Genomic DNA, 25,215 nt, shown 5'->3' with positions numbered 1-25,215 from the left:
GCGTCAATCTCCGTCGGCCTGAAGCGTGACGCGGCCCGGCTTCAGCCCGGGCGCGGTCGCGAGCACGGTCACCTTGCCCGAACCGGTGCCGCGCACGAAGGTGACGGCCTTGCCTCCCGCCGCGGCGCGCTGCGGCGAAGCGAAGGCGGTGTGATCGGTGATGCTGCCATTGTCGAGCGCGGCGAGCGCGGCCGGCCCGGTCACCGTCACGGTCAGCAGGTCGCGGGCGCCCGGCACCAGCACGCCCTTGGCATCGACGATCTCGATCCGGATCGCAGCGACTTGGTCGAAGCCGGTACCGACCTTCGGTGTCTCGGCGACCATGCGGATCGCCGCAGGCGCGCCGGCGGTGCGCAGCACGTCCTCCGCGACCTTCTTGCCTCCACGATAGCCGACGGCGCGCAGCTCGCCCGGAACGAAGCCGACGGTCCAGGCGATGGCACTGTCATCGGCGTTGCGCGGCTTGCGGGCGAGCGAACGCCCGTTGAGCAGGAGTTCGACTTCGTCGGCATTGGAATAGACTTCGACCTTCTCGTCATGCGCGGCGAGGGTTTCAGGCGTCCAGTCGGCAAGCGCGCCGGGCCCGCGCGGCTGCGGCATCGCCACGCCGACCATCGTCGGCAATTCGCTGGTGTCGATCACCGGCGTCACGCGCCGCGCGAGCTTGACCACCGGCTTTTCGGACCACCAGCTCGCCCGCTCCCAGCCGATCGGCTTGACGCCGTCGATGCGGTCGACGAGCCCCGAGGGGTTGCTGATCGCCGGCCAGCCCGCGCGATCGGCCTCGCCCAGATAATCGACACCGGTCCACAGGAACATGCCGGCATAAGCGGGATTGTCGCGCACCACGAGCCAGCTCGCGCGGTTCTTGCTGTTCTCGGTGCCGATGATCTTCCGCGTCGGCTTGTCGGCATGCGCCTTGGCGAGCTCGTTCTCGCGGTAATTCTGGCCGACCACGTCGAGCAGGTCGGCGGTGCCGTTTTCATAGTCCTTGGTGGTGTTCGGGCGGAACAAAGCCATCGTCACCGGGCGGGTCGGATCCTCTTCGTGGAAGACCTTCTGGAGGCGCTGGATGATCGACTGCGCCACCAGCGGATAGGGCGTGTCGTGGATCTCGTTGCCGATCGACCAGATCACGACGCTCGGATGATTGCGGTCGCGCCGGACGAAATCGCGCGCGTCGATCGACGACCAGTCGGTGAAGAACAAGTGATAGTCGTTGGGGTTCTTGGCGACGGTCCACATGTCGAACGCCTCGTTCATCACGACCAGGCCGAGCCGGTCGCACAGATCGAGGAATTCGGGGGCGAAAGGATGATGCGCGGTGCGGATCGCAGTGACGCCGAGCGCCTTCAGCCCCTTCAGCCGGCGCTCGTAGAAAGCGAGCGGCACCGCCATTCCGAACGGCCCGCCATCGGCGTGGATCGCAACGCCCTTGAGCTTGATGTTGCGCCCGTTGAGCCAAAAGCCGGATGCCGCCTCGAACTTCGCCTCGCGGATGCCGAAGGGGATGCGCTCTTCGTAGAGCAAGGTGCCGTCCGCGCCGCGCACGCGGACCAAGGCAACATGGAGTGCGGGATCATTGATATCCCAGCGCCGCGCCTTTGCGATGCTGCCTGCGAGCGTGAGCGGCGTCGCCCGCCCGACGGCGAGTTGCGCCCGCGTTCCGGCGAAGGTCGCGATCGTTTTCCCATCCGGAGCTAGGATCGTCGCTTCCAACCGGGCGTCGACCGGTGCGGCGCCGCGATTGGTCACATCGCTCGCGATCGAAAGCTGCGCGGTCTCACCATCCAGCCTGTCGACCCGCACCGCGGTGCGCCAGGCATCGGCATAGACGTCGCCCAGCATTATCAGCCGGACATGGCGATAGATACCCGATCCCGCATACCAGCGCGATGCCGGCTGCGCCGAGGTGTCGGTGCGCACCGCGATGACATTGTCCTGCCCCGCGGGATTGAGGTGCGGCGTCAGTTCGTAGCGGAAGCTGGCATAGCCATTGGGGCGATGCCCGACATGGTGGCCGTTGATCCACACGCCCGAGCGCTCCATCGCGCCGTCGAATTCGACGAACACGCGCTTGCCGGCGTCGGCGGTGGGTATCGTGAAATGCTTGCGGTACCAGGCGACGCCGCTCGGCAGAAAGCCGCCCGATCCGGTGGCCGGCGCGTGCGCATCGAACGGCCCCGCGATCGCCCAGTCATGCGGAAGATCGACGCGCTGCCACGCCGCGTCGGCGAAACCCGCCGCTTCGGCCCCCGCAACATCCCCTTTCGAAAAGCGCCAGTCGGCCTCGATCGGAGTCGTGCCGGTGACCTGCGCATGGCCCGACGCTCCCCAGAGGAACGCGGCAAGCAGGACAAGCGCAAGGCGCGCGACCAGGGCAGCAGGCATGGGTCTCTCCTTTTCCGCTCTGGCGGCGGGCACCGAAGGATAGAAAGAATTATCCCGCAATGTAAAGATGCGTGCCAATTATTGAGAGTTGCGCGGCAAGCGTCGGGGCTGGATTGAGAGCATTCAAAACGCGTCATCCCCGCGAAAGCGGGGATGACGAAGTGAGGGATCAGCCCGTTAGTCAAATTAACAGGTTAACCTAGCGCCTCGCCAGCGCCCCGAGCCCCACCCGCTCCGCCGCGACATACCGGTCTCAGTCGGCGCGCCTCCGGAACCCGCCATTGCCCAGATTCCACGCCGAGCCCGAATAATAGACGAACGGCTTTCCCGGCGTGACGCGCAGCAATGCGAGATGATTGTCCGCGTCCTTGACGACATCGACGAGCATCGCCGGATCGAAGCGCAGTGCGATCGCCATCCGACCGTGCTCCTTCTCCTCGGGGGCCACCAGGAAAGCATGCCGCGCGCCTTGTCGACCGTCAGCTCGCCCTCGACGCCGGTCGGTTTGCGCGCGTTGCCGATGCCCACCACCAGAGGCCCCGTTTTGTCCGAACGGATCGTCGAGACCATCCGGGTGAAGTGCGTGCCCATCGGCGAGGTGAAGCGCCACAGGCGCGGCAAGCTCAGGCCAGCGCGTTCACCGCCGCATCCCAGGCGCGGGCCTCGTCCTCGCGCCGATCGTGCACCATCGGCACGCCGGCAGTCGCGGTCGCCGGGTCCACTTCGATGCTCGCATCGTAGAGGAAGGTCGCGTTGCCGCTGATCGTCACCCTGCGATCGGCGCCGGCGCGCCCGCGCACCAGTCCGCCCTTGTTGAACACGCGTATATCGGCGTCGAACGGAACGCGTCCGGTCAGCGCCGCCGACAGTACCGACGCCGCCATCGCGCTGCCACAGCTGTCGGTAAGGCCGACGCCGCGTTCGAAGGTCCGCACGAACAGATCGGGCCCGCGCTGCTCGACGAACGACACGTTCGCCCGTCCCGGGATCAGCGCCGGGCCGGCCTCGCACCACATGCCCAGGGTCACTAATTCGGCCTCGTCGATCGCGTCCACGAACGTCACCAGGTGCGGATTGGGCATAGCCACCGCGGTGAAGGCGCGGTCGCTAGGCAATTCGTCCAGCGTGCCGCGGATGCCAACATCGGCGAGATCGGTCGAGGCCGGACCGACCAGCGTGCGAATCGTCGCCACGCCCGGGGCCAGTTCCACCTCGCGCGCGACGTTGGCCGAGCTGGTCTTGAGCTTCACTTCCGCCGCGTCGATCCCGAGCGCCTCGAACCCCGCGCGCGCCACGCAGCGCAGCCCGTTGAGGCAAGTCTCCGCCTCGGAACCGTCCGAATTGAACATCCGCATCCCGAAGGCGTGGGTGTCGTCACCGGTCGTCAGCAGCAACAATCCGTCGCCACCCACCGGCCCGTCGCGATCGGCGAGCGCACGCGCCACGCCCGCCCATTCCGCATCGCGCAGATCGAGCGCGCGCGCGTCGATGAGGGGGAAGTCGTTCCCCGATCCGTGGCATTTGGTGAAGGCGAAGCGCATGCCGCCCATCTAGGGTGCGGCAAGCGGCATGGCTACTCCCTCACGCCGCCTGCTGCGCCGTCACCGGTCCGCCCATCGCAGTCACCAGCGCCTGATCCTTATCGATGATCGCGGCGAAGCTCGGCCGTGCGAGGATCGCAGCGGCATACGCGGCGGTGCGCGGATGCCGGTTCGGGTCGGCCTTCACGCCGATGCATCCCAGGGTCGCGAACGGGCTCGCCACCGCGATATCGGCCAGGGTGATCCGGTCCTCGACCAGGAAGCCGCTCGCCGGAATCACGTTCTCCAGATAGTCGAACAAGGGCGGCAGCAAGTCGCGCTCGGCACAATCCGCGGCATCGTGATCGCATTCCTGCTTGAGCACGCGCGGCCGGACGAAGCGATTGCCGAAGATCGCGGCACCCGCCGCCATGATCATTGTGTCGGCCAGCTCGTCATACCAGATCGTCCGCGCCCGGGCGCGCGGCTCGAGCGGGATAAGGTTGGGCTCGGGATATTTGGCCTCCAGATAGGCGACGATCGCCGACGAATCGGAGATCAGGAAGTCGCCGTCCTTGAAGGCGGGTATCTTGCTGAACGGGCTTGCGGCCTGGAAATCGGGGCCGCCGCGGCCCAGCCCGGCCGGCTGGAGTTCGAGCTCCAGCCCTTTTTCCGCCCCGAACACCATGCATTTGCGTACATAAGGCGAAAGTGTCGAACCAAATACAATCATCGGAAATTCCCCTCCATCATGCTGCGAAACCGGCACTCCGGACCCGGGGGAACACCTGATACGCCACGACAGCGCGAATCCGCTGTGCCAAGGAGAAGCCGTTGACAGTCTTCCTGTTCCTGCTCGTCCTTGGCGTCGCCGTGACCCTCTTCGTGGTCCTGCGGCGCTTGACGATAGTGGAACAGGAGTTGCGCCGCGTCGAGTCACTCGTCGTGCGGCTGGAGGAGCGCGCGTCCCATTTCGCCGCACCTGCCGCGCCGCCCGCCGCGGAAGCGCCTGCCGAAGCTGCGCGCGCGCCCGCGCCGATCGCCGCAGCCGCGCAGCGTTCGCCCGCACCGGCAGCACGTGTCGCGCCGCCGCCGCGCCCCGCGCCGCCTCCGCTCAACCTCGAGTCGCTGATCGGCGGCCGCCTGCCGATCTGGATCGGCGGCGCGGCCCTGGTCCTCGCGGGCTTTTTCCTCGTGCGCTATTCGATCGAGAGCGGGCTGCTCGGCCCCGCGATCCGCACCGCGATCGCCGCATTGTTCGGCGTCGCGCTGATCGCCGCCAGCGAAGCCGCGCGGCACTTTCCCGCGACCGCCGAGGATCCGCGCGTCGCGCAGGTGCTCGCCGGCGCCGGCATCGCCAGCCTCTATGGCACGCTCTACATGGCGGCTGCGCTCTACCATCTGATTACGCCGCTCACGGCCTTCGTCCTCGTCCTCTTCGTCACTGCCGCGGCGATGGGACTGGCGCTGCGCCACGGCCCGCCCACCGCGGTGATGGCGCTGATCGGCGGCTTCGTCGCGCCTCTGGTGGCGGGGTTCGACGCCGCAGGGATCGGCCCGCTGCTCGTCTATCTCGCTCTGTTCATCGCCGCCTTGTTCGGGCTGGCGATCCATCGCGGCTGGGGCTGGCTCGCGCTCGCGGCGAGCATCGCCGGCTTCGGTTGGATCAACTTCCTGATCGCCGCATTGCACGGGCGCGATCAGGATCTGTCCGCGGTCGGCGCCTTCACCATGCTGCTCGCCGCCTGCGCCAGTGCCGCCTTGCCCGCCACCGGCACGCGCAATCCCTGGCTGCGGCTCGCCCCGCTCGTCGCCGGCTTCGTCCAATTGCTCGCGCTCGCGCCCTCGCTCGAATTCGGCGCGCTCGCGTGGAGCTTCTACCTCGTCCTCGCCGCCGCAGCCCTGTTCCTGTCGTGGCGCCAGTCGCTTTATCTGCCCGCAGCGCTCGCGGCAGCGGGCTTCCTGCTGGTGCTCGAAGCTCTCGCGCTCCTACAGCCCGAACGGACCGCAACGCCGCTCGCCGCCGCAATCGCCACCTTGCTGTTCGCTCTGCCCGGCCATGTGCTCGCGAGCCGCGGCCGCGGCTGGGCAGCGCTCGCGCTCGGCGGCACTGCCGGGCCATTGCTCATCGCACATAGCTGCGCGCCGTCGCTGCTCGCGCCGGCTGCCTGGGGGGCGCTCGAATTGCTCGCGGCCGCCGCCTGTGCGCATATGGCGTGGCGGCATAAAAGCGAGACGGACGACATCGTCCTTACCGCCGCTAGCTTCCTCGCTGGACTGCTCGCGGCACTGGGCCTCGCGCAGTTCCTGCCCGACGCGTGGCTCGGGCTTCCACTCAGCCTCGCGCTGCTCGGTCTTGCCGGCTGGGCGCGTGTCGCCCGCGCGCCGGCATTGTTCGAGCTTCCGGCGTTGCCCTATATCGCCGCCTTGCTCGCCGCCACGATACCGCTGGCGGCGCTGGCAGACCTGATCTCGGCTTCGCTTGGAGGCGATCGCCTGCCGTGGCTGCTTATCCCCGCTCTGCCCGATCTGTTCCGCACGCTCGCGCTGCCGACGATCGCATTGCTCATCCTCCTGTTTGATGCGCGTCAGCTCGGCCGCGGGCGCCGCTTCGTCGGCAGCGTCGCGATCGGCATCGGCATCCTGCTGCTCTACGCACTCGCCAAGCAGCCGCTGGCGATCGCCACGTCGGAACGCTTTGAGGCGATCGGCTTCATCGAGCGCGCGCTGCTGACCCAGGCCTGTCTCGCCGCCGGCTGGTATCTTCTCCGCAACCGCCGCTTTCCCTCGCTCGCGACGATTCTGCTGGGCCTCGGGCTGCTGCGTCTGGTCTGGTTCGATCTGCTCATCTTCAATCCTGCGATCGAGGCGCAGGCAGTGGGTGGCATCCCGCTGCTCAACGCCGCGGTCCTCCACGCCGCCCTCACCGCCTTTTGGCTATGGACGCTGCCCGCCAAGCAAGCCTGGCGCGCGGGCGCCGCATTGCTAACCATCGCCGCCGCGCTCGCATTCGTCCGGCAGGCGACGCATGGCAGCCTGCTCACTGGACCGGTCACCACACTCGAGAATGGCGGCTATTCGGCCGCATTGCTCGGCATAGCCCTGTTCTGGCTGTGGCGCGGCATCACCGCCGGGGTCCATGATCTTCGCATCGCCGGGCTCGCTTTGCTGACCCTCGTCACCTTCAAGGTTTTCCTCGTCGATGCCGCCGCGCTCGACGGCGTGCTGCGCATCCTGTCCTTCCTTGCGCTCGGCATCACGCTGATCGGGATCAGCTGGGCCTATAGCCGCTTTCTCGCGCGCCCCTCGCCCGACGGCGAGGCGCCGCAAGCGCTCACCGAAGCCTGAGCTGTCACGGGAGCCGATAATGATCGGCGATCCGGTCGAGCGCGAAACCGAGCACCAACTTGCCGGCGCGGCTCGGCCAACCGAGCGATTTCTCCGCGGCGGCCAGCCTTTCGCCCGCGCAGACCACGCGCCACAACACGTCCGAAAGTCCCGGACCGGCGGCCGCCACTGCCTCGGTGAAACGTCGTTTCGCCGCGATCTGCGCAAGCGTCGGGTCGAGCGCTTCGGGGGGGCCGCGTCGCCCGCCGGCGCGGGGGCTCGCATCCCAGCGCATCGTCACCCGCGGCCCCAAAGCGGCGGTTTCATAATCGGCGCGCAGCCGCTCGCCCGCCTCGAATTGCCGCGCGTCGATGCGCCCGCGCGACCGCAGCCATGTCAGTGGCGATTCGGCGAGATTGACTGTCACCCGCCGGCCCGTCCGCTGTGCGGCAATGCTCGAGACGCCCAGCCCGTCGACGTTCCGCTCCGCCAGCTCTCGCATGTTGATCTCCTTTTGTTCCGATTCGTTCCTCTTGCCATAGAGTCCTGTTTGTAGGAAAGAGAAAAAACCAAATCGGTTAGGAGCTGCGTAGTGATCACGGCAATCCGCGAAGTTCGGCGCGCCAAGGGGCTCACTTTGGAGGAAGTGGCGCAGCGCTGTGTGCCGCCCACCACCGCACAGACGATCGGCCGGCTGGAAACCGGCACGCGTACCGTTTCCGTCGGCTGGCTCAATCGCATCGCCGACGCGCTCGAGGTGGATGCCGCCGATCTGGTCCGCCTGCCCGATCGCCCCGAGATCGCCGTCGCCGCGGTGCTCGACGGCAGCGGCGCGCAGGCGCCGCGCCGCCCCGCATCGGTGGTTCCGCCACGCGGCGAAGCGGGGATGGTCGCAGTCACTGTCGGCGGCGGCATCGGCGATTATCGCGCGGGCGACGAGATCTGGTGCGACCGGCTCGCACCGGAGAGCTATGCCCGCGCGCTCAATCGCGACGTGCTCGTGCCCCGCCCTGCCGGGCGCTTCCTGTTCGGCCGGCTGATCGGGCGCGAGGGCGACAAACTACACTTGCTGCCGCTGGGCGCCGGCGCCCGCCAGCAGGTGGTGAGCGATCCGCCGTGGATCGCCTGTGCAGTGCGGCTCGTCCGCGCGCTTTAGGGCACGCCGCTTCCCCCTTGCCGGCAGCCCCGCAGAGGCGCAATCTGCGAGGCAGAAAAGGGCAAAATGCAGGAGGGGACTGCGATGATCAGAACAGCGATGACGATCGCCGCCGCGATGATGTTCGCCGCGCCGGCGCTGGCCGAGGACTGGGATTTCGTCCTCGTCAACAACACCGGCAAGCCGATCAAGGCCGTCGAGATCTCGCCCGGCGGCGCCGGCACCTGGGTCGCCAACAAGGTCGAGCCCGAGATGAAGCGCGAGGGCGCGACCGGGCCGGGCAAGCGGATGACCGTGCATTTCGACAAGGGCACCGGCTGCAAATACGACATCAAGGCGACCTTCGCCGACGATACCAGCGCGGTGTGGTCGGGCATCAATGTCTGCGACAACGCCTATGTGACGGTGAACTACGCCAACGGCACGCCGACTTTCAAAGCCAGCTGAGCATTGTGTTGAGTACGGATAGGCCACCTCAACCGGCTTAGATCGAGAGGCACCCGAGGCTGTGACCATCACTTATTGCGACGCCAGGTAAGTCTCGAGATGGGCGACAGCGACGGTGCGCCGATCCGGGCAGAAGGAACGTGTTCCCCGACGGCCATCTCTGGGAGTGGCCTGGAACCCGGCAAATTTGCCCGATGAGAGTTGAGGTCGCAACTTCACGCATTCCTGCAGCTGGGCGTTTTAGTAACGCGGACACTTCATCAGGCTCACGGGCTCGCAAGGGTGTGGGTCAAGAGCACCGGGGTTAGCCGAAATCGATCTTGAAGACAGTGGCATGCCGCGTGGACAGCGTGTCGGGAATATCGATGACCAGGGCGCTGCTCATTTGCCGGAAGCTGACGGGGACACGATGGCCGAGCAATCGAACCCGCCGCACCCGACGGACCTCAAACGGGTTGCCGGTGGCGAGCGAGCGTATCGTGGTCGTGCCCGAAGGCTGACCAAGCGCAATAGCATAGAGCGACTCGCCCCTGGTGGTGAAGCGGATGTCCCGCGCGGTATAATCGACCTTTTCCTTGAACATGCCGACCCCGGCCTCGGTCGGTCCCTCGCCGTGCACCTTCCACGGACGCGTGCCGTGTATCGCTTCCGAATTGATCTTCATCCAGGCCGCCATCTCGGCCAGCAATTGTTCCGATTCAGGCGGTAGACTACCGTCGGCATACAGCACCACGTTGAGCAGCATGTTACCGTTCTTGCTGACGATATCCGCCAGCATGGTAATGACGTCGGCCGCCGTCTTGTATTTGTCCTGTTCGTTGTAGAACCAGTCGCCATTGGACGTGTCGGTTTGCCACGGCAGCGGGTTGATCCCGTCGAGCACGCCGCGCTCGACGTCCTGCACTCCCCATTCCTTGTGGAACTCGCCCGGACCCCAGTCCTTGCTCGCGTACACGGCCTGCAATTCGCCGTTCCGAGTCGCGCGGCTGTTGTACAAATGCGCGAGCAGCGAACGCCCAACCTCGCCGAAGGGCAGTCCTCCGTCCGAATAGAGAAGATCGGGCTGATAGGAATCGATCAAGTCGCGGATTCTTTCGAACCAGTGCGCGTGGAATTTCGCATTCTTGGTGTACCAGCTGGCAGGCGTGTTGAGGTACGGTTCGTCGCGATTGTCGTGATACAGATCGGCATATCGCGGATCCGCGCCATCATAACGCACGCCCAGCTTCGGCCAGAACTGATCGTAAAGATGGTTCGGGTGCCACCAAGTATAGCTGGCGCCCAGATGCTCGGACACGCCGAACCGTAGCCCCCGGCGCTTCGCTGCCGCCTTCCACGCGCCGACGATATCACGCTTCGGCCCCATGGCGGCTGCGTTCCAGCGATGGTGCCTCGAATTCCACAAGTCGAAATTGTCGTGGTGCACACCCATCGACACGAAGTATTTCGCGCCGGCCGCGGCATATCTGTCCATCAGCGCATCGGGATCGAACTTCTCGGCTTTCCAGAGCGGGATGATGTCCTTGTAACCGGCTTCCGAAGGATGGCCGTAGGTCTTCAAGTGGTGATCATAATGTGGGTGACCTGGCACATACATGAAGCGTGCATACCAATCGCCTTGCCGGGGCACCGCTTGCGGGCCCCAATGCGCCCAGATCCCGAGCTTGGCGTCCCGGAACCATTCAGGCGTGCGATAGGCTTTGAGCGATTCCGCTGTCGGTTCGAAGCGGCCAGGCGCCACGTCGAGGCGGCGATCCTGAAAAGCAGCGCCGCCATCGCTCGTGCCCCGCGCACGCGCAGCCACGCCGAGGCCCAACGCCGCACAGGGCGCCAACAGGACGTCGCGCTTGCTAAAAGTGGCCATCCAGCCCTCCCCTATAAACGCCTGCCCGAGACGGGATCGCATATTTGCAAATAAGTTTTCATGTAGCAAGCGCGTGAATGGCGAGGCAGGCCGCTCGACCGGAACCATGCCCCAGCGCTCCACGGCCGACAGGACGTTCCAGCTTGCGTCATATCGATATCCGAGCGAGATCGCGCACTGTCACATATCTGACGGACTGGGAGACACAATGGCACGAGCTGGGCTCAAGGGCACCTATGCCGCTCCCGCGATCGGGAAGGCGTTCGAAGTCATCGAGCTCCTCGCGACCAGGCCCGAAGGCGCATTGATCACCGAGATGGCGGCCGATCTGAACCGCTCGGTCGGCGAGCTTTTCCGGATCGTGGTGGTGATGGAGCAGCTCGGCTACCTGCGTAAATCGGACACCACCGATCGCTACACCGTAGCCTACAAGCTGCTCGACGTCGCATTTCGCGCAACACCCTCGCAGGACCTTATTCGCGCGGCGATGCCGGAAATGCAGGTGCTCGCGCTCGAAGCCGGGCAATCTTGCCATCTCGTCGTGGCTAACGGAGGCCGCGGCATGGTGGTCGCCCGCGAGGAGCAGCCAGGCACAAGGGGTTTCGCCCTCAAGGTCGGCGCGCATATCGACATCATTCACAGTTGCTCGGGACAGGTGATCCTGGCCTTTTCCAATCTCCAGCGCGCCGAGCGGATCGTTCGCGCCGCCGAAGAGGAGCGGAGTATATCGGTCGACCGGAGCTGGCTGGCGGAGCGGTTCGCCGTCATCCGGCGAACGGGCCATGACAGTCGCAAGAGCCCGATAACCCATGGCGTGACGGACATCAGCTTTCCCATATTCGGCTTCGACCGAAACGTGGTTGCAGCGCTGACTATCCCGTTTCTCGAGCTGATCGACGGATCCCAGAAGGTCGATATCGATGCGGCGCGCGGGATGCTGCGTACCGCAACCTCGCGCATTTCGGATCGGCTCGGCTTTCAGCCCGATTGATGGCGATCGCGACCGTTTATGAAAACTGTCTTGCAAATACGCAAGGAATTATGCGACTTCCATTAACGGAGGTTGGTCGCCATGCGCGCGATTGTCTGTCATGAGCCCTTTCGGCTAGGCCTGATCAACCGGGACGAGCCGGTCGCAGGGCCAGGAGAGGTCCTGATCCGGATTCGCAGGGTCGGTCTGTGCGGCACCGATTATCATATCTTTTCGGGCAGACACCCGTTCCTCAATTATCCGCGCGTCATGGGTCACGAACTTGCCGGAGAGGTCGCGGCGCTCGGCCCGGGCACGTCGCTGCGTCTCGGGCAGCTCGTCACGATCAATCCCTATCTGGCGTGCGGCGCCTGTATCGCGTGCCGCAAGGGCAAGCCCAATGCATGCGTCAACATCAAGGTGCTGGGCGTACATGTCGATGGCGGTATGTGCGACATGCTGGTCGTCCCCGAAAGCGCAGTGATCGATGCCGAGGGTCTCACGGTCGACCAGGCCGCAATGGTCGAGTTTCTCGCGATCGGTGCGCATGCCGCGACGCGCGCTCCCGCCGCGGGTGTCGAGCGAATGCTCGTCGTCGGCGCCGGCCCGATCGGCATCGCGACGGCGCTCTTCGGTCGGCTGCGCGGCTTCGAGGTGAGTCTCGTCGATCGCAGACAGGCCCGGCTCGACTTTGCGCGTGATCGACTCGGTCTTGACGGCGTACCTGCGGATGACCGCCTCGAATTCGTGCTCGACCGACATACCCAGGGGGACATGTTCGATCTGGTCGTCGACGCGACCGGCTCGCTTCCCGCCATGCGCCGCAGCCTCGGCCTGGTGGCGCACGGCGGAGCTTTGGTGCTGGTCGGTGTGGCGCCGGGGGACCTGACTTTCGAGGACCCCGAATTCCACAAGCGGGAGGCCATGTTGATCGCCAGCCGCAACGCCTTGTCGTCGGATTTCGCGCGGGTGATCGCGGCGATCAAGTCGGGCGATATTCCGACCGACCAACTGCAAACGCAAAGCGTCGACGCGGACGAGCTGCCGACCAGTATGCCCAACCTGATCGCAAACGCGGATTCGGTACTAAAGGCGGTCGCGCACTTCTGATGGGCCGAGAATTGACGGTCCCGGTCGTCTGGTTAGGCTATGCACGGTTCAGGGAGGCTTGCGGAGTGACAATCGGCTATTGGCGGGCAGCGATCGCAGTCGTCGCGGCGACCATTTCCACGACGGCTCTGGGTCAGGTGCGAACGGGCGCGTCCCCCGGATCGAATCCGATCATCCGCGACAAGTTCACCGCCGATCCCGCGCCCCTCGTGGTCGGCGACCGGCTCTATCTCTATGTCGGCCATGACGAGGCGCAGCGCGACGAGATGTTCAACATGCGCGAGTGGCTCGTCTATTCGACCACCGACATGAAGCATTGGACCGATCACGGGCCGATCATGAAAGTGGCCGACTTCAAATGGGCGAAGAAGGACGCCTGGGCCTCGCAGACGATCGAGAAGAATGGCAAGTTCTGGTTCTACGCGGCGGTCGAGCATGACGACACTCATCCCGGAAAGGCGATCGCGGTCGCAGTGTCCGAAACCCCGACCGGCCCGTTCGTCGACGCCAGGGGCTCGGCGCTGATCACCAACGAAATGACCCCGAAGGGCACGCATAGCTGGGAGGACATCGATCCCACCGTCTTCACCGACGATGACGGCACGACCTGGATCGCCTGGGGCAATCGCCAATGCTATATCGCCAGGCTCAAGCCCAACATGATCGAGATCGACGGCCCGATCACCGAGATCACCCCACCGCATTTCGAGGAAGGGCCGTGGCTGCACAAGCGCGGCGCGCTTTACTACCTGACCTATGCCTCACTCGACCGATCGAAGCACCGGGACGAAAAGGTGTCCTATTCAACCGCGCCCTCGCTCAAAGGGCCCTGGACCTGGCGCGGCGAGCTGACCGGATCGGGCAAATACAGCTTCACGATCCATCCCGGCATCGTCGAGTACAAGAACAACTGGTACCTGTTCCTGCACAATGCGACGCTGGCGATCGGCGACTTGAACGGCTCGATCGGTCGCCGCGCAGTCACCGTCGAGCATCTCCGATACAATGCGGACGGCACAATGAAGCCGGTGGTCCAGACGGATGCCGGAGTATCGGCCCCGCCGCCCCGATAAGCTGGGGAACGCGCAAGCGCAGGTTCAGGAGGTCACGTCGAGCCGGACCTCCCTGGCAGGCAAGCCATCGACCGCCACATCCACGATGAGCGGCCCCGCTGTCGTCCCCGCGCGCATCACGGCAACCGCGCGGCCATGGAAGGTCTTGCGCGCACCGGACTGGAAGCTGGACACATCCATGGGACTGCCGTTGCCCATGCCCGCCAGCGTGCCTGCGCCGCGGACATGGACGCGAACCTGCCGGTCCTTGTCACGGTCATAGACAGGCGTGCCGTCGGCGTCCTCGAGTTCGACCGTGAGATAGGCGAGGTCCTCGCCATTGGCGCGCATTCGCGACCGGTCCATGGTGACCTGCGCACGCACGGGCGGGCCCGCGGTGCGCAGCGTCCATCGTCCGGCCTCGCGTCCATCGCGATAGCCGATGGCGACCAATTCTCCGGGCGCGTAGGGCACCTTGAAGATGGCCTTGTGCTCGCTTTCCGTATCAACTGTCTTGCGGCCCAGGCTCTTCGTGTTGAGGAACAGCTCGACCTCCGGGAATTCCGAATAGACATCGACTTCGAGCGGCTTGTTCTCCTGGCCCGGCCAGGTCCAGCTCGGGTGCACGTCGTCCAGAGACCAATCGAGATGCGGCTGCGTGGTCGGGAACAAATGACGATCGGGCAGATCCTCGGTGCCCGGTGGTTGCCGGACAAAAACCGCGATCGGATCGATTCCGGTCTTCCACAGGATCTGGCGGTAATAGGCCGCCGGACGTTTGCGCCCGGTCGCGTCGATTTCCCCGCTATAGGCCAGGTTCCAGGGATAGGGGCCGAGCTTCTGCCAATCCTGGCTGTATCCCATCCAGCCGATGCCGCTTTCGCCGATATAATCGACGGTGGTCCAGACGAAGTCGCCGATGACCCAGGGATGCTTCTCTACGTATTGCCAGTAGGAGAATGCGTCCTTCGGGAGCGACTCGGAGGTGTACAGGATCCTCTCGGGAAACTTCCCGTGTTCCGCGTCGAAATCGTGCGCATGGTAGTTGAACCCTGCGACATCCAGCACGTCGAACTGGTTCGAGCTTTTTGGCGGATCGGTATTGACCCCCTGCGTGACGGGCCGGGTGGGATCCAGGCGGCGAACCCGCGCGGCCAGCTTGCGGCCGGTCTCCACACCTTCCGGCGTGCCGTCTTCTGGGATTTCGTTGCCGATGCTCCAGAACAGGACGCTCGGGTGATTGCGGCCGCTGATCACCATCCTGTCGATGTCCTGCGCCCAGTTTTCGGCGAAAAAGCGCGCATAATCCTGCGCCCGCTTGCTCTTGTTCCAACTGTCGAAAGCTTCATCGATCACCAGCATGCCGAGTTCGTCGGCCGCGTCGAGCGTGGCCTGACTGGCCGGGTTATGGGCATTGCGGATGGCGTTGTACCCTGCGGCCTTCATCAGTGCGACCTTGCGAGCGTCGGCGTCCGGCGCGCCGGCGGCTCCGATCATGTAATTGTCGTGATGGATGTTGCCACCGCGCAGCTTCACGGGCCTGCCGTTGATACGCAGTCCATTGCGCGCATCCAGGGCCACGGTGCGAAAGCCGAAGCGCGTGCTCCTTTCGTCTACCACAGCGCCGCCGACACGGACCTCCTGGACCAATGTGTAGAGATTGGGCGAGTCGGGCGACCACAGTGCCGGACGGGCAAGTTCGAGCCTTTGCACTGCCTCCGCTCGCGCGCCGGGAGCGAGCGTCTGCGTCCGGCGCCCCTCGGCAACCGTCTCGTCTCGCGCCGAAACCACGCGGGTCACCAATTCGATTTCCCGCACCGCGCCGGAACGGTTCGCGACGGTCGCCTGGGCCGAAACCACGCCGCGTTCTTCGGTCGCCACCGGCGTGGTCACGAAAATGCCGTCAGGGTCCAGATGCACCCGGTCCAATATCTCCAGACTGACCGGCCGGATCAGGCCGGAGCCCGCATACCAGCGTGAGGAAGGATCGGCGTGATGTGCGCGCACGACGATAACGTTGTCGCCCGCCCGCACCTTTCCGGTCACATCGAGCGAGAAGGCCGTATAGCCGTAGTGATGCCGCGTCAGATGCTCGCCGTTCAGCCAGATGTCGGCGTCCATGTACACGGCTTCGAAATTCAGCCGGACGATGCGGGCAGCCTCGGCCGGCGAAAACGTCAAATGACGCCGGTACCAGCCAACGCCGCCGGGCAGGTAGCCGGAATCCTGTCCCGCCGGCATGTTCGGATCGAATGGCGGGCTGCCATCGGCCTTGTCCATGATCGACCAGTCATGCGGAACGACGACCTGGCGCCATCCCCGATCGTCGAAGTTCGGCTTTTCGGCGCCCGCGACTTCACCTGCATGGAATAGCCAGTCCTGGGAGAGGCTGCGCGTTTCCGCCCAGGCCGGGGCGACCGCCAGAAACAGCGCCAGGATCAATCCACGCTTGAAACCCTTAATCGTCGGCAAGGCCCGCTCCCGTCCCGTGTTGTCCCGCAATGCGGTGGCCATTTTGGCCGTATCCCGTTGTGGCGATGGTCGTTCTCAGACCGGTGAGACCCTGTTCATGGATCTTGCGGATCAGGTCGCGATGCCGCGGCAGCCTCACACACAGCCACTTGGCCGATCGTGTCGGGTGGAGCCGTTCGTTTATCGGCGCCAGTGCCGAAGATGGAGTGCGGCGACATCAATGCTAGCGCTACCGCTCGCGACTTCGCAGGGTCGTGCCGCGAGCCGCTATGGCCATCCTCCCTATCCACCTGCTGTGAATCTGGGCAGACATTAACCAGCGAAGTTAGCGCTATCAACGCTAATTTGTCGGCGTATATAAATGCTGCGGGTTCGCTGATCCCGGTAGCTTTGGGCATCGAATGGCCGACGCCGCGCCAGCTTCAGGAGCGGGGAGAACAGGGTCGCGTTCCGGCGACCGTGCCGGGTGCGCCTTCGGCCGCCGTCCAGCGTATCAAGGTCCACTCTCCCGCCATTCTGGGCAATCTGGAGGGCGAGTCCGCCGATCGCGACGTGCTGGTGGTGCTGCCTCCCGGTTACGCCAGCAACCCNATCAAGGTCCACTCTCCCGCCATTCTGGGCAATCTGGAGGGCGAGTCCGCCGATCGCGACGTGCTGGTGGTGCTGCCTCCCGGTTACGCCAGCAACCCCAAAAAGCGCTATCCGGTGCTCTACGCCCTGCACGGCTACTCGATCGGTGCCGAGCAATGGGTCAAGGAAATCCACGTCCCCCAGACGATCGAAGGCGCCTTCGCCCAGGGCGCGAAGGAAATGATCGTCGTGCTTCCCGACAGCAAGACCGCGCATAACGGATCGATGTATTCGAGCTCGGCGACCACCGGCGATTTCGAGACGTTCGTATCACACGATCTGGTGCGGCATATCGACGCGCATTACCGCACGCTGGCCAGGCGTGAGAGCCGTGGACTGGCCGGCCATTCGATGGGCGGATATGGCACCGCGCGTATCGGAATGAAGCACCCCGATATGTTCGGGGCGATCTACATGATGAGCCCTTGCTGCCTGTCACCGCGCGACCCCGCCCAATTCGACGCGGCGGTCGGGGCGAAGCTCGCCAAGGTGCAGTCGCTGGAAGAAGCCAGCAAGCTCGGCTGGGGCGAGCGCGCGCAGCTCGCCACCGCGGCTGCGTGGTCGCCCAATCCCAAAAACCCTCCGCTGTACCTCGACCTGCCGATGAAGGACGGCGTGGTGCGGCCAGAGATACTGGCGAAATGGGCGGCGAACGCGCCGCTCGCGTTCGTCGACCAATATGTCGGCAATCTCCGCCGTTACCGCGCGATCGCTATCGACGTCGGCGACCGCGACGGGCTCAAGGACGATTCCCGGAAGCTGCACGAAGCGCTCGATCGCTATGGCATCGCCAACAGCTTCGAGATCTATCCCGGCGATCAGCAAGCACCTGGCGTTCGCGGGCCCCCGATGAGGTCCATCCCGCCGGGGCTGCCCTGCGTCGCGTCGGCGCTCACATCGATGAGCGCGTGTCCTCGAGCGCCAGGTCGACCAGGGTTCGCATTGCCTCGCTTGCTGCTTCGGGATTGCCGGCGGTAATTGCCTCGAAGACGCGCGCATGGTCGGGCAGCGGATCACGTGGCAGCGCGCGCGTGCGCTGCTTGAACTGGGTCGTCCAGTTCACGGCCGCGCCGATGCTGGCGCTCAGCGCGATCAACGCGTTGTTGTGCGTGGCGTGCAGCAGCGCATCATGGAAATCGCGGTCCGCGGCTCGGCCCTTCTCGGTCGCCAAGGTGAAGCGGCGCATCCGGGCCAGGGCATCCTTCATCGCCCTGATGTCGGCTTTCTCGCGACGACTTGCCGCAATCCGGGCAGCCGCAGGTTCGACGATCGCACGAAGTTCGAACAGATCCCGGACGAATTCCAGATCGGGTTCGCCCGAAAAGGCCCATGCCAGCACTCCCGGATCGAGCATGTTCCAGCGACTGCGGGGAAGCACGCGCGTTCCCGCTTTCGTGCGGCTTTCTACCAGTCCCTTCGCCGCAAGCACTTGCACCGCCTCGCGATAGGCGCTGCGGGAGACATCGAGCGCTTCGGAATTGGCGACTTCACCCGTCAGCCGCTCGCCAGGGGCGATGCGTCCGGAAACGATCGCGGTGCCGAGATAATGCGCAACGGCACCACGCAGGCGCCGGCCTGTGCCCTTGGCGGATGACGCGAGGGGAGATGCGGCGAGCGAACCCGCAAGCGCGGAGTCTTCGCTGTCCGATGCCATGTGGTGAATCTCCCCTGAAACACCGCGTTATCCGCACGCCGGCAACGCGGTGCAAGTTGCGTTTGACGCAATGTCCCTGGTGCCGTGCGCGCGTCCGGCCAACCCGAATCCTGCACGGACTTGATTCCCGTCATGCTCGCGCCTGACCGAACACAGGCGGCTGTCGCCATTTCGGGGCTCAACCAGACACTACCGATGCGGGACCGCGCAATGCGATAACGCGGTTCTATCGCATATGTCGATGATGGTGGGCGGTGACGGGCTCGAACCGCCGACCCTCTCGGTGTAAACGAGATGCTCTACCAACTGAGCTAACCGCCCTTGCACCCCGCCGATGCCAAAAGCGGCGCGCGGGGGCAAGGCCCGGTTTCACACCAGGTGCAATCCCGCCCGCTTCACTGCACCCGCATAGCTGCGCATGCCCTCCAGTCCCTTGCTGCTGAGCCCGATATAGGCGCGCCGCCTGTCGCTCGGGTCGGCCTGCCGCTCGAACAGGCCGGCATCGTGCAGCGTCCCGATCCAGCGTAGCGCCGTGGTCGGCGGCACTGCCGCGGCGATGCACAGGCTCGATACCGAGACCTGACGCCGCTCGAGCTCGGCGGCGAACAGGTCGAGCAGCATGTCCCAGGCGGGATCGGCGAACAACTCGTCGGCGAAGAATTGCGCGCGCAGCCGCCGCGCGCGGATCACCGCCCGGATCTCGGCCGGAGCGATCTCCACTGCGGGTCCTGCGTCCGGACCGCGATAGCCGGTCCCACGATCGCGCACGCCGCCGCGCGGCTCGGCATCGTCGACCCGGGTCAGCCGGGCGAGGGTCTCCGCGATCCGCGCGACTTCCTCGCTCAGTCGCCGCAACCGCGCCGATTCCGCCTCGCGATTGACGTCGTCCATCACGCCGCGTGCGCGCCACTTCGCAGTGGAGATGGCGCTGATCCGGTCGGCCTTGCCGGGATTGCAGAGCAATTGCGCCCGCGGCCCCAATAATTGCGCCGCCGCCGCATCGATCTGCTCGGGCAGCACCGTCGCCACGACCCCGAGGGAGCGTTCGCGCGCCAACATGTCCGCCCGCGCAAGCACCACATCCAGCAGCGCGTCCGGCGCTGCCACCGCCTCGATCAGGATCAGATCGAGCCCGTCATAGTTGCTGAGATCGGCCGAGGCCTCCGCGAAGCTGACCGGCTTTCGCGCGATGCATCCGGTCATTTCGAGCGCGGCGATGGCCTCGCTTGCCGCCCTCGCGTCGTCCGCCACGATCAGCGCAATCGGGGCAGCTATGCCATAGCTCTCGCCTGGGCCCTCGTGGAGCATGGTCAATCTCGCCATCGCCTGCCTCAGGTTCATCTTCTGTTCCGGAGATGCCGCATGGCTCCGAAACGGGTGAGTCCGATTTCCTCCGTTTCGGAGGTTATAAGGCGACCCGCACGGCGGGTGGGGTGTTCAATCCTCCATTCCGGATCGAGTGGTTGTCCCGATCCGGACCAGAGGCGTGTCAATCCAAGGACTTCACGATCTCTTCGACCATCTTCTTGGCATCGGCCAAAAGCATCATCGTGTTATCGCGGTAGAATAATTCATTGTCTACGCCCGCATAGCCGACGCCGCCCATCGAGCGCTTGATGAACAATACGGTCTTCGCCTTTTCGACGTCGAGCACCGGCATGCCGTAGATCGGCGAGCTCTTGTCGGTCTTGGCGGCGGGATTGGTCACGTCGTTGGCGCCGATCACGAAGGCGACGTCGGTCTGCGCGAATTCGGAGTTGATGTCCTCGAGCTCGAACACTTCGTCATACGGCACATTTGCCTCGGCGAGCAGCACGTTCATGTGCCCCGGCATGCGCCCCGCGACCGGGTGGATCGCATATTTCACGCGAACGCCGTGCTCCTTGAGCTTGTCGCCCATCTCGCGCAGCGTGTGCTGTGCCTGCGCCACCGCCATGCCGTAGCCGGGGACGATGATGACCTGCTCGGCCTGCTGCATCAGGAAGGCGGCGTCCTCCGCCGAGCCGCGCTTCCACGGCCGGTCGGTAGCCGCCGCCGCGGCACCGCCGCCGCTGTCCCCACCGAAGCCGCCCGCGATCACGCTGATGAAGCTGCGGTTCATCGCGCGGCACATGATGTAGCTGAGGATCGCGCCCGAGCTGCCGACCAGCGCGCCGGTGACGATCATCGCTGTATTGTGGAGCGTGAACCCCATCGCCGCCGCCGCCCAGCCCGAATAGGAGTTCAGCATCGACACGACGACCGGCATGTCCGCGCCGCCGATCGGGATGATCAGCAGGAAGCCGATCAGGAAGCTCAGCGCGGTGACGGTCCAGAAGACCCATGGGCTCTGATCGGTCACGAAATAGGCGATCAGGCCGAGGATCGCGGCGATCAGCCCGAGATTGATGACGTGGCGGCCGGGCAGCATGATCGGCTTGCCGCTCATATTGCCGTTGAGCTTCAGGAACGCGATCACCGATCCCGAGAAAGTGATCGCACCGATCGCGACGCCGAGGCCCATCTCGACCCGGCTGACCTGGTGGATGCTGGCGAAGGGCTCGCCGATCATCGGGATCACCAGATCGGCGATTCCAAATGCCTGCGGATTAAGGAACGCCGCCGCAGCGACAAGCACCGCCGCCATGCCGACAAGGCTGTGGAACGCCGCGACCAGCTGCGGCATCGCGGTCATCTGGATGCGGCGGGCAGTCACCCAGCCGATGCCCCCGCCAACGGCGATGGCACCGAAAATCAAGGCCAGCCCGGTGGTATCGATCGGGAAGATGATCGCGGTGACATCGTCGTTCTTGGTCATGTAGCGCGGCGCGTGGACGATCAGCGTCGTCACGACGGCGATCATCATGCCCATCATGCCGAGGCGATTGCCCCGCTGGCTCGACACCGGGCTGGACAACCCGCGCAATGCCAGGATGAAGCAAATGCCGGCGACGAGATACGCCAGGGCTGCCCATGGACTTTGAGCGATACTCTCCATGATCAGCGAATCCCCCTGAAGCGCATCACCGCGCCTTCTTTTTATACATCGCCAGCATTCGCGCAGTGACCGCGAAGCCGCCAAAGATGTTGATGCTGGCGAACACCACCGCGATGAGCCCGAGCAATTTCGACGTTGCGCCACCTCCGCCAGTGCCGCTCGCCGCGCTCGCGATCAGCGCGCCGACGATGATCACCGACGAGATCGCATTGGTCACGGCCATCAGCGGCGTGTGCAGCGCCGGCGTGACCGACCAGACGACATAATAGCCGACGAAGCACGCCAGCACGAAGATCGACAGGATCGAGATGAAGTCCATCAGTGCTTTCCTTGATCCTCCCCGGAACGGGGAGGGGGACCATGCGAAGCATGGTGGAGGGGGAGCGCCGCGAGCGACACGATCGAAGCGGCTACGCCGTCCGCATCCTTCAATACCTCGGCAGCATCGATCCGGACGAGACGGTACCCATTCTCACGAATGAACCGGTTCCGCTCGACATCCTGCGCAATCGCGGCAGGTGTCGCATGAACCTGCCCGTCGACTTCGATCACCAGCCGCACCGGCGCCAAATAGAAATCGACCACATAAGGCCCGATCGCGTGGTGATTGCGGAAGTGCAGTCCCGACATCCGCTTCCGCAGCCGCTGCCAAAACAGCACCTCGGGATAGCTCATTTCCCTGCGCTGCTTGCGCGCCCTAGCGGTTTCGGGCCGAAGCATGCGCGGAGCACCACCTCCACCACGCTGCGCGCGGTCCCCCTCCCCGTTCCGGGGAGGATCGAGGGGGGCGATGCTCAACCCAGCAGCCTCTCGCTCACGACCTTGCCGCCCTGCGTCAGGCGGATCGCGTTGCCGATCTCTTCGTCGAGCACCGGCTTGCCCGCTTCCTTGTCCCAGAACGCGCTCAGGAAATTGAACAGGTTGCGCGCGAACAGCGCCGATGTGTCGGCGGCCAGTCGGCTAGGCACATTCTTGTGCCCGACGATCTTGACGCCGTGGACGGTCACCACTTCGCCCGCCACCGCGCCCTCGACATTGCCGCCTGCCTCGACCGCGAGATCGACGATGACGCTGCCCGGCTTCATGCTCGCGATCTGCGCGTCGCTGATCAGCCGCGGCGCGGGACGCCCCGGGATCAGCGCAGTGGTGATCACGATGTCCTGCTTGGCGATATGGCTCGAGACCAATTCGGCCTGCGCGGCCTTGTATTCGTCGGACATCTCGGTGGCGTAGCCGCCGGTGCCTTCGCCCTCGATGCCCTTCACATTCTCGACGAAGATCGGCTTGGCGCCGAGCGACTGGATCTGCTCCTTGGTCGCGGCGCGCACATCGGTCGCCGAGACCTGCGCGCCCAGCCGCCGCGCGGTGGCGATCGCCTGCAGCCCCGCCACGCCCACGCCCATCACGAACACCTTGGCGGCGCTCACCGTGCCCGCCGCGGTCATCATCATCGGAAAGGCTCGGCCATATTCGGAGGCGGCGTCGAGCACCGCCTTGTAGCCCGCGAGGTTCGACTGCGAGGAGAGGATATCCATCGACTGCGCGCGCGTGATGCGCGGCATGAGCTCCATCGCCAGCGCCTCGGCACCGAGTGCGGCATAACAGTCGACTCGCGCGCGCTCCCCGAACGGGTTCAGCCCCGCGACGATCCACGCCCCCTGCTTCAAACCGGGAAGCGCATCGGGATCGGGCCCCTGCACGCCGAGCACGATATCGGCATCGGCCAGTACTGCAGCGCGGTCGCCGATCGTCGCGCCCGCATCGGCATAGCCCTGGTCGGCGATCGACGCAGTCTCGCCCGCGCCCGCCTCGACTGCGACGGTGGCGCCCAGACCGACGAACTTCTTGACGGTCTCGGGAGTCGCGGAGACGCGCCGCTCGCCGGCGGCGGTCTCCTTGAGCACCGCGATCTTCACCTCAGCTGGCGATCATGAAGACGACGAAGGCGCCGACGGCGGCCGACGCGATCGTCCCCCAGAGCATGAGCTTGGTGAAGCCGCTATAGGTCTCGGCGTGCACCTGCACTTCGGTGCTGTTGTCGCCCGTATCGGCCATGCGTCCTCATCCCCTATGCGCAAATTTCGCCGGACCTTAACCGCGGCACCGCATCCCCTCAACCCCGCCGCCGCAAACATCGGTTGCGCGCAGGCTTAAGCGGGCCTTTACCGGTTGCAGTCTAAGCAATGCCCTGAAACGGGACATTAGGGACAGACGGATGACGCGCAACGGACAGCGCCTCCTGATGCTGATAGACGACGAACCGGCGCAGCGCCGCCTCGTCGCAGCGATCGCTGCGCGCCGCGCCTGGCGCACCATCTTTGCGGGCGAATCGGAGACGGCGATCGCGATGCTCGGCACGCCCGACGGCATGGCGCTCGACGCGATCATCCTCGATCACGCTTCGTCCGACGCCGACGCCGCCGCCTTGATCGGCGAGCTGCGCGCCCGCCGTCCGCAATTGCCGATCCTCGTGCTCACGGCCAACAGCTCGGCTGCCGCCGCAGTCAGTGCGATGCGCGCCGGCGCCACCGATTTCCTCGTCAAGCCGATCGCTTCGGACCGGCTGCTCGCCGCGCTCGAGGTTGCGATCGGCGGCCTGACCGCGGGCGAGCTCCGCCCGCTCACCGAGAAGCTGTCGGCCAGCCTCGCCTTCGACGAGATCGTCGGCAGCGCCCCGCAGTTCCGCGCTGCCCTCGCGATCGCTGCCAAGGCCGCCCGCGCCCGGGTGCCGGTACTGATCGAAGGCGAGAGCGGTGTGGGCAAGGAAGTGGTGGCGGAGGCGATCCACGCCGCTTCCCCGCGCAACAAGAAACCGGCGATCGCCGTCAATTGCGGCGCGATTCCCGCCAATCTCGTCGAATCGGAACTGTTCGGGCACGAGAAGGGCGCGTTCACCGGCGCGTTCGAGCGCAAGATCGGGCGCTTCCAGGATGCCGATGGCGGCACCTTGTTCCTCGACGAGGTCGGCGAGATGCCGCTCGACGCGCAGGTCAAGTTGCTGCGCGTGCTCCAATCGGGCGAGATCCAGCCCCTCGGCGCGCGCCATCCCCGCGAAGTCGACGTCCGCGTCATCGCCGCGACCAACAAGAGCCTGCTCGCCGAAGTCGAGGCCGGCCGCTTCCGCGAGGACCTCTATTATCGCCTCAACGTCGTCCAGGTCACGATCCCGCCCTTGCGCGAACGTGCCGGCGACATCCCCGCGCTCGCCCGCCATCTGCTCGCGCGGATCGCGGAGCAGCCGGGGCTCCGGCCCCTGGGCATCACCGACGACGCGCTGACCCTGCTCGGCAGCTATGACTGGCCGGGCAATGTCCGCCAGCTCCAGAACGCCCTGTTCCGCGCCGCCGTGCTCTGCGACGGCGACGGTCTCGCCCGTGCCGACTTTCCCCAGATCGCCCGGCTCGCCGCGGGCCGCCCGGCCGGCAGCGGACCGGTGCAGCAGGGCTCGGGCAATGCCGGCGTCACTCTGTTCCGTCCCGACGGCAATCTGCGCGCGCTCGACGAGATCGAGGCCGACGTCATCCGCCTCGCCATCGGCCATTATCGCGGCCGCATGACCGAAGTCGCACGCCGCCTCGGCATCGGCCGCTCGACGCTCTACCGCAAGCTCGGCGAACTCGGGATCGACCAGAGCGCCGCCTGACC

General features: G+C 65.7%; 22 protein-coding genes and 1 tRNA gene. 8 read left to right on the top strand and 15 right to left on the bottom strand.

Annotation, left to right across the window (positions count from 1 at the left end):
- Window positions 1-3: 3 nt before the first annotated feature.
- From ASE13_RS12525 to ASE13_RS12515, 4 genes are all read right to left on the bottom strand, one after another.
- Window positions 4-2,391 (bottom strand): glycoside hydrolase family 2 TIM barrel-domain containing protein, encoded by a 2,388-nt coding sequence (locus ASE13_RS12525; RefSeq protein WP_056616202.1) that lies wholly within the window; start codon window positions 2,389-2,391, stop codon window positions 4-6.
- Window positions 2,392-2,644: 253 nt separating this feature from the next.
- Window positions 2,645-2,809 carry a hypothetical protein gene (locus tag ASE13_RS19880; RefSeq protein ID WP_156404875.1) on the bottom strand — a complete coding sequence of 55 codons (165 nt, stop codon included), beginning with the start codon at window positions 2,807-2,809 and terminating at the stop codon, window positions 2,645-2,647.
- A 205-nt stretch (window positions 2,810-3,014) separates the two neighbouring features.
- The gene (dapF, locus tag ASE13_RS12520; RefSeq protein ID WP_056617747.1) at window positions 3,015-3,932 is read right to left on the bottom strand and encodes a diaminopimelate epimerase; all 918 of its coding nucleotides are present in this window, start codon (window positions 3,930-3,932) and stop codon (window positions 3,015-3,017) included.
- 40 nt (window positions 3,933-3,972) lie between these two features.
- Window positions 3,973-4,644 (bottom strand): glutathione S-transferase family protein, encoded by a 672-nt coding sequence (locus tag ASE13_RS12515; protein WP_056616199.1) that lies wholly within the window; start codon window positions 4,642-4,644, stop codon window positions 3,973-3,975.
- A gap of 101 nt (window positions 4,645-4,745) precedes the next feature.
- On the opposite strand from ASE13_RS12515, the gene ASE13_RS12510 reads away from it, so the two are divergent.
- Complete coding sequence (locus tag ASE13_RS12510; protein WP_056616197.1) at window positions 4,746-7,259, top strand: DUF2339 domain-containing protein; 2,514 nt, start codon at window positions 4,746-4,748, stop codon at window positions 7,257-7,259.
- 4 nt (window positions 7,260-7,263) lie between these two features.
- On the opposite strand, the gene ASE13_RS12505 is transcribed toward ASE13_RS12510, so the two are convergent.
- Window positions 7,264-7,740: a DUF6456 domain-containing protein gene (locus tag ASE13_RS12505; RefSeq protein ID WP_056616193.1), complete on the bottom strand. Its 477-nt coding sequence runs from the start codon at window positions 7,738-7,740 to the stop codon at window positions 7,264-7,266.
- 90 nt (window positions 7,741-7,830) lie between these two features.
- Here ASE13_RS12505 and ASE13_RS12500 point away from each other — a divergent pair, with 90 nt between their 5' ends.
- Together ASE13_RS12500 and ASE13_RS12495 are read left to right on the top strand one after the other, a co-directional pair.
- Entirely contained in the window at window positions 7,831-8,394 is a 564-nt protein-coding gene (locus ASE13_RS12500) for a helix-turn-helix domain-containing protein (protein ID WP_056616190.1), read from the top strand.
- Between the two features lie 84 nt (window positions 8,395-8,478).
- Window positions 8,479-8,841, top strand: coding sequence for a hypothetical protein (locus ASE13_RS12495; protein WP_056617744.1), 363 nt, complete (start codon window positions 8,479-8,481; stop codon window positions 8,839-8,841).
- 304 nt (window positions 8,842-9,145) lie between these two features.
- Here ASE13_RS12495 and ASE13_RS12490 read toward each other — a convergent pair whose 3' ends face one another.
- Window positions 9,146-10,813: an alpha-L-fucosidase gene (locus ASE13_RS12490; RefSeq protein WP_235536960.1), complete on the bottom strand. Its 1,668-nt coding sequence runs from the start codon at window positions 10,811-10,813 to the stop codon at window positions 9,146-9,148.
- Between the two features lie 100 nt (window positions 10,814-10,913).
- On the opposite strand from ASE13_RS12490, the gene ASE13_RS12485 reads away from it, so the two are divergent.
- From ASE13_RS12485 to ASE13_RS12475, 3 genes are all read left to right on the top strand, one after another.
- On the top strand, window positions 10,914-11,696 hold the full coding sequence (locus tag ASE13_RS12485) for an IclR family transcriptional regulator (RefSeq protein ID WP_056616185.1): 783 nt from the start codon (window positions 10,914-10,916) through the stop codon (window positions 11,694-11,696).
- 81 nt (window positions 11,697-11,777) lie between these two features.
- Window positions 11,778-12,785 carry a zinc-binding alcohol dehydrogenase family protein gene (locus ASE13_RS12480; RefSeq protein ID WP_056616182.1) on the top strand — a complete coding sequence of 336 codons (1,008 nt, stop codon included), beginning with the start codon at window positions 11,778-11,780 and terminating at the stop codon, window positions 12,783-12,785.
- A 65-nt stretch (window positions 12,786-12,850) separates the two neighbouring features.
- Entirely contained in the window at window positions 12,851-13,858 is a 1,008-nt protein-coding gene (locus tag ASE13_RS12475) for a glycoside hydrolase family 43 protein (protein WP_235536959.1), read from the top strand.
- A gap of 24 nt (window positions 13,859-13,882) precedes the next feature.
- On the opposite strand, the gene ASE13_RS12470 is transcribed toward ASE13_RS12475, so the two are convergent.
- Complete coding sequence (locus tag ASE13_RS12470) at window positions 13,883-16,351, bottom strand: glycoside hydrolase family 2 TIM barrel-domain containing protein (RefSeq protein WP_082596759.1); 2,469 nt, start codon at window positions 16,349-16,351, stop codon at window positions 13,883-13,885.
- Between the two features lie 549 nt (window positions 16,352-16,900).
- On the opposite strand from ASE13_RS12470, the gene ASE13_RS19510 reads away from it, so the two are divergent.
- The coding region (locus ASE13_RS19510) for an alpha/beta hydrolase (RefSeq protein ID WP_235536958.1) at window positions 16,901-17,917 on the top strand (1,017 nt) is incomplete at its 5' end.
- Here ASE13_RS19510 and ASE13_RS12460 read toward each other — a convergent pair.
- From ASE13_RS12460 to ASE13_RS19505, 8 genes are all read right to left on the bottom strand, one after another.
- Entirely contained in the window at window positions 17,832-18,593 is a 762-nt protein-coding gene (locus ASE13_RS12460; protein ID WP_056616175.1) for a FadR/GntR family transcriptional regulator, read from the bottom strand. The genes ASE13_RS19510 and ASE13_RS12460 overlap by 86 nt on opposite strands.
- Before the next feature lie 245 nt (window positions 18,594-18,838).
- Window positions 18,839-18,914, bottom strand: a tRNA-Val gene (locus tag ASE13_RS12455).
- Between the two features lie 48 nt (window positions 18,915-18,962).
- Window positions 18,963-19,934, bottom strand: coding sequence for a hypothetical protein (locus ASE13_RS12450; RefSeq protein WP_156404874.1), 972 nt, complete (start codon window positions 19,932-19,934; stop codon window positions 18,963-18,965).
- A gap of 148 nt (window positions 19,935-20,082) precedes the next feature.
- Window positions 20,083-21,570 carry an NAD(P)(+) transhydrogenase (Re/Si-specific) subunit beta gene (locus ASE13_RS12445; RefSeq protein WP_056616169.1) on the bottom strand — a complete coding sequence of 496 codons (1,488 nt, stop codon included), beginning with the start codon at window positions 21,568-21,570 and terminating at the stop codon, window positions 20,083-20,085.
- A gap of 25 nt (window positions 21,571-21,595) precedes the next feature.
- A complete protein-coding gene (locus tag ASE13_RS12440) occupies window positions 21,596-21,889 on the bottom strand; it encodes a proton-translocating transhydrogenase family protein (RefSeq protein WP_056616166.1) in 294 nt (97 codons plus the stop codon).
- Window positions 21,889-22,290, bottom strand: coding sequence for an endonuclease domain-containing protein (locus tag ASE13_RS12435; protein ID WP_056616163.1), 402 nt, complete (start codon window positions 22,288-22,290; stop codon window positions 21,889-21,891). The genes ASE13_RS12440 and ASE13_RS12435 overlap by 1 nt, the downstream gene beginning before the upstream one ends.
- A gap of 74 nt (window positions 22,291-22,364) precedes the next feature.
- The gene (locus tag ASE13_RS12430; RefSeq protein WP_056616160.1) at window positions 22,365-23,486 is read right to left on the bottom strand and encodes a Re/Si-specific NAD(P)(+) transhydrogenase subunit alpha; all 1,122 of its coding nucleotides are present in this window, start codon (window positions 23,484-23,486) and stop codon (window positions 22,365-22,367) included.
- Between the two features lies 1 nt (window position 23,487).
- Window positions 23,488-23,625: an aa3-type cytochrome c oxidase subunit IV gene (locus ASE13_RS19505; RefSeq protein WP_082596755.1), complete on the bottom strand. Its 138-nt coding sequence runs from the start codon at window positions 23,623-23,625 to the stop codon at window positions 23,488-23,490.
- A gap of 160 nt (window positions 23,626-23,785) precedes the next feature.
- Here ASE13_RS19505 and ASE13_RS12425 point away from each other — a divergent pair, with 160 nt between their 5' ends.
- Window positions 23,786-25,213 carry a sigma-54 dependent transcriptional regulator gene (locus ASE13_RS12425; protein ID WP_056616157.1) on the top strand — a complete coding sequence of 476 codons (1,428 nt, stop codon included), beginning with the start codon at window positions 23,786-23,788 and terminating at the stop codon, window positions 25,211-25,213.
- Window positions 25,214-25,215: the final 2 nt, after the last annotated feature.

The sequence above is a fragment of the Sphingomonas sp. Root241 genome (assembly GCF_001428865.1).
Lineage (GTDB): Bacteria > Pseudomonadota > Alphaproteobacteria > Sphingomonadales > Sphingomonadaceae > Sphingomonas.
The sequence above is the reverse complement of the archived record's forward strand: the minus strand, read 5'-3'. Positions and strand labels throughout refer to the sequence as shown.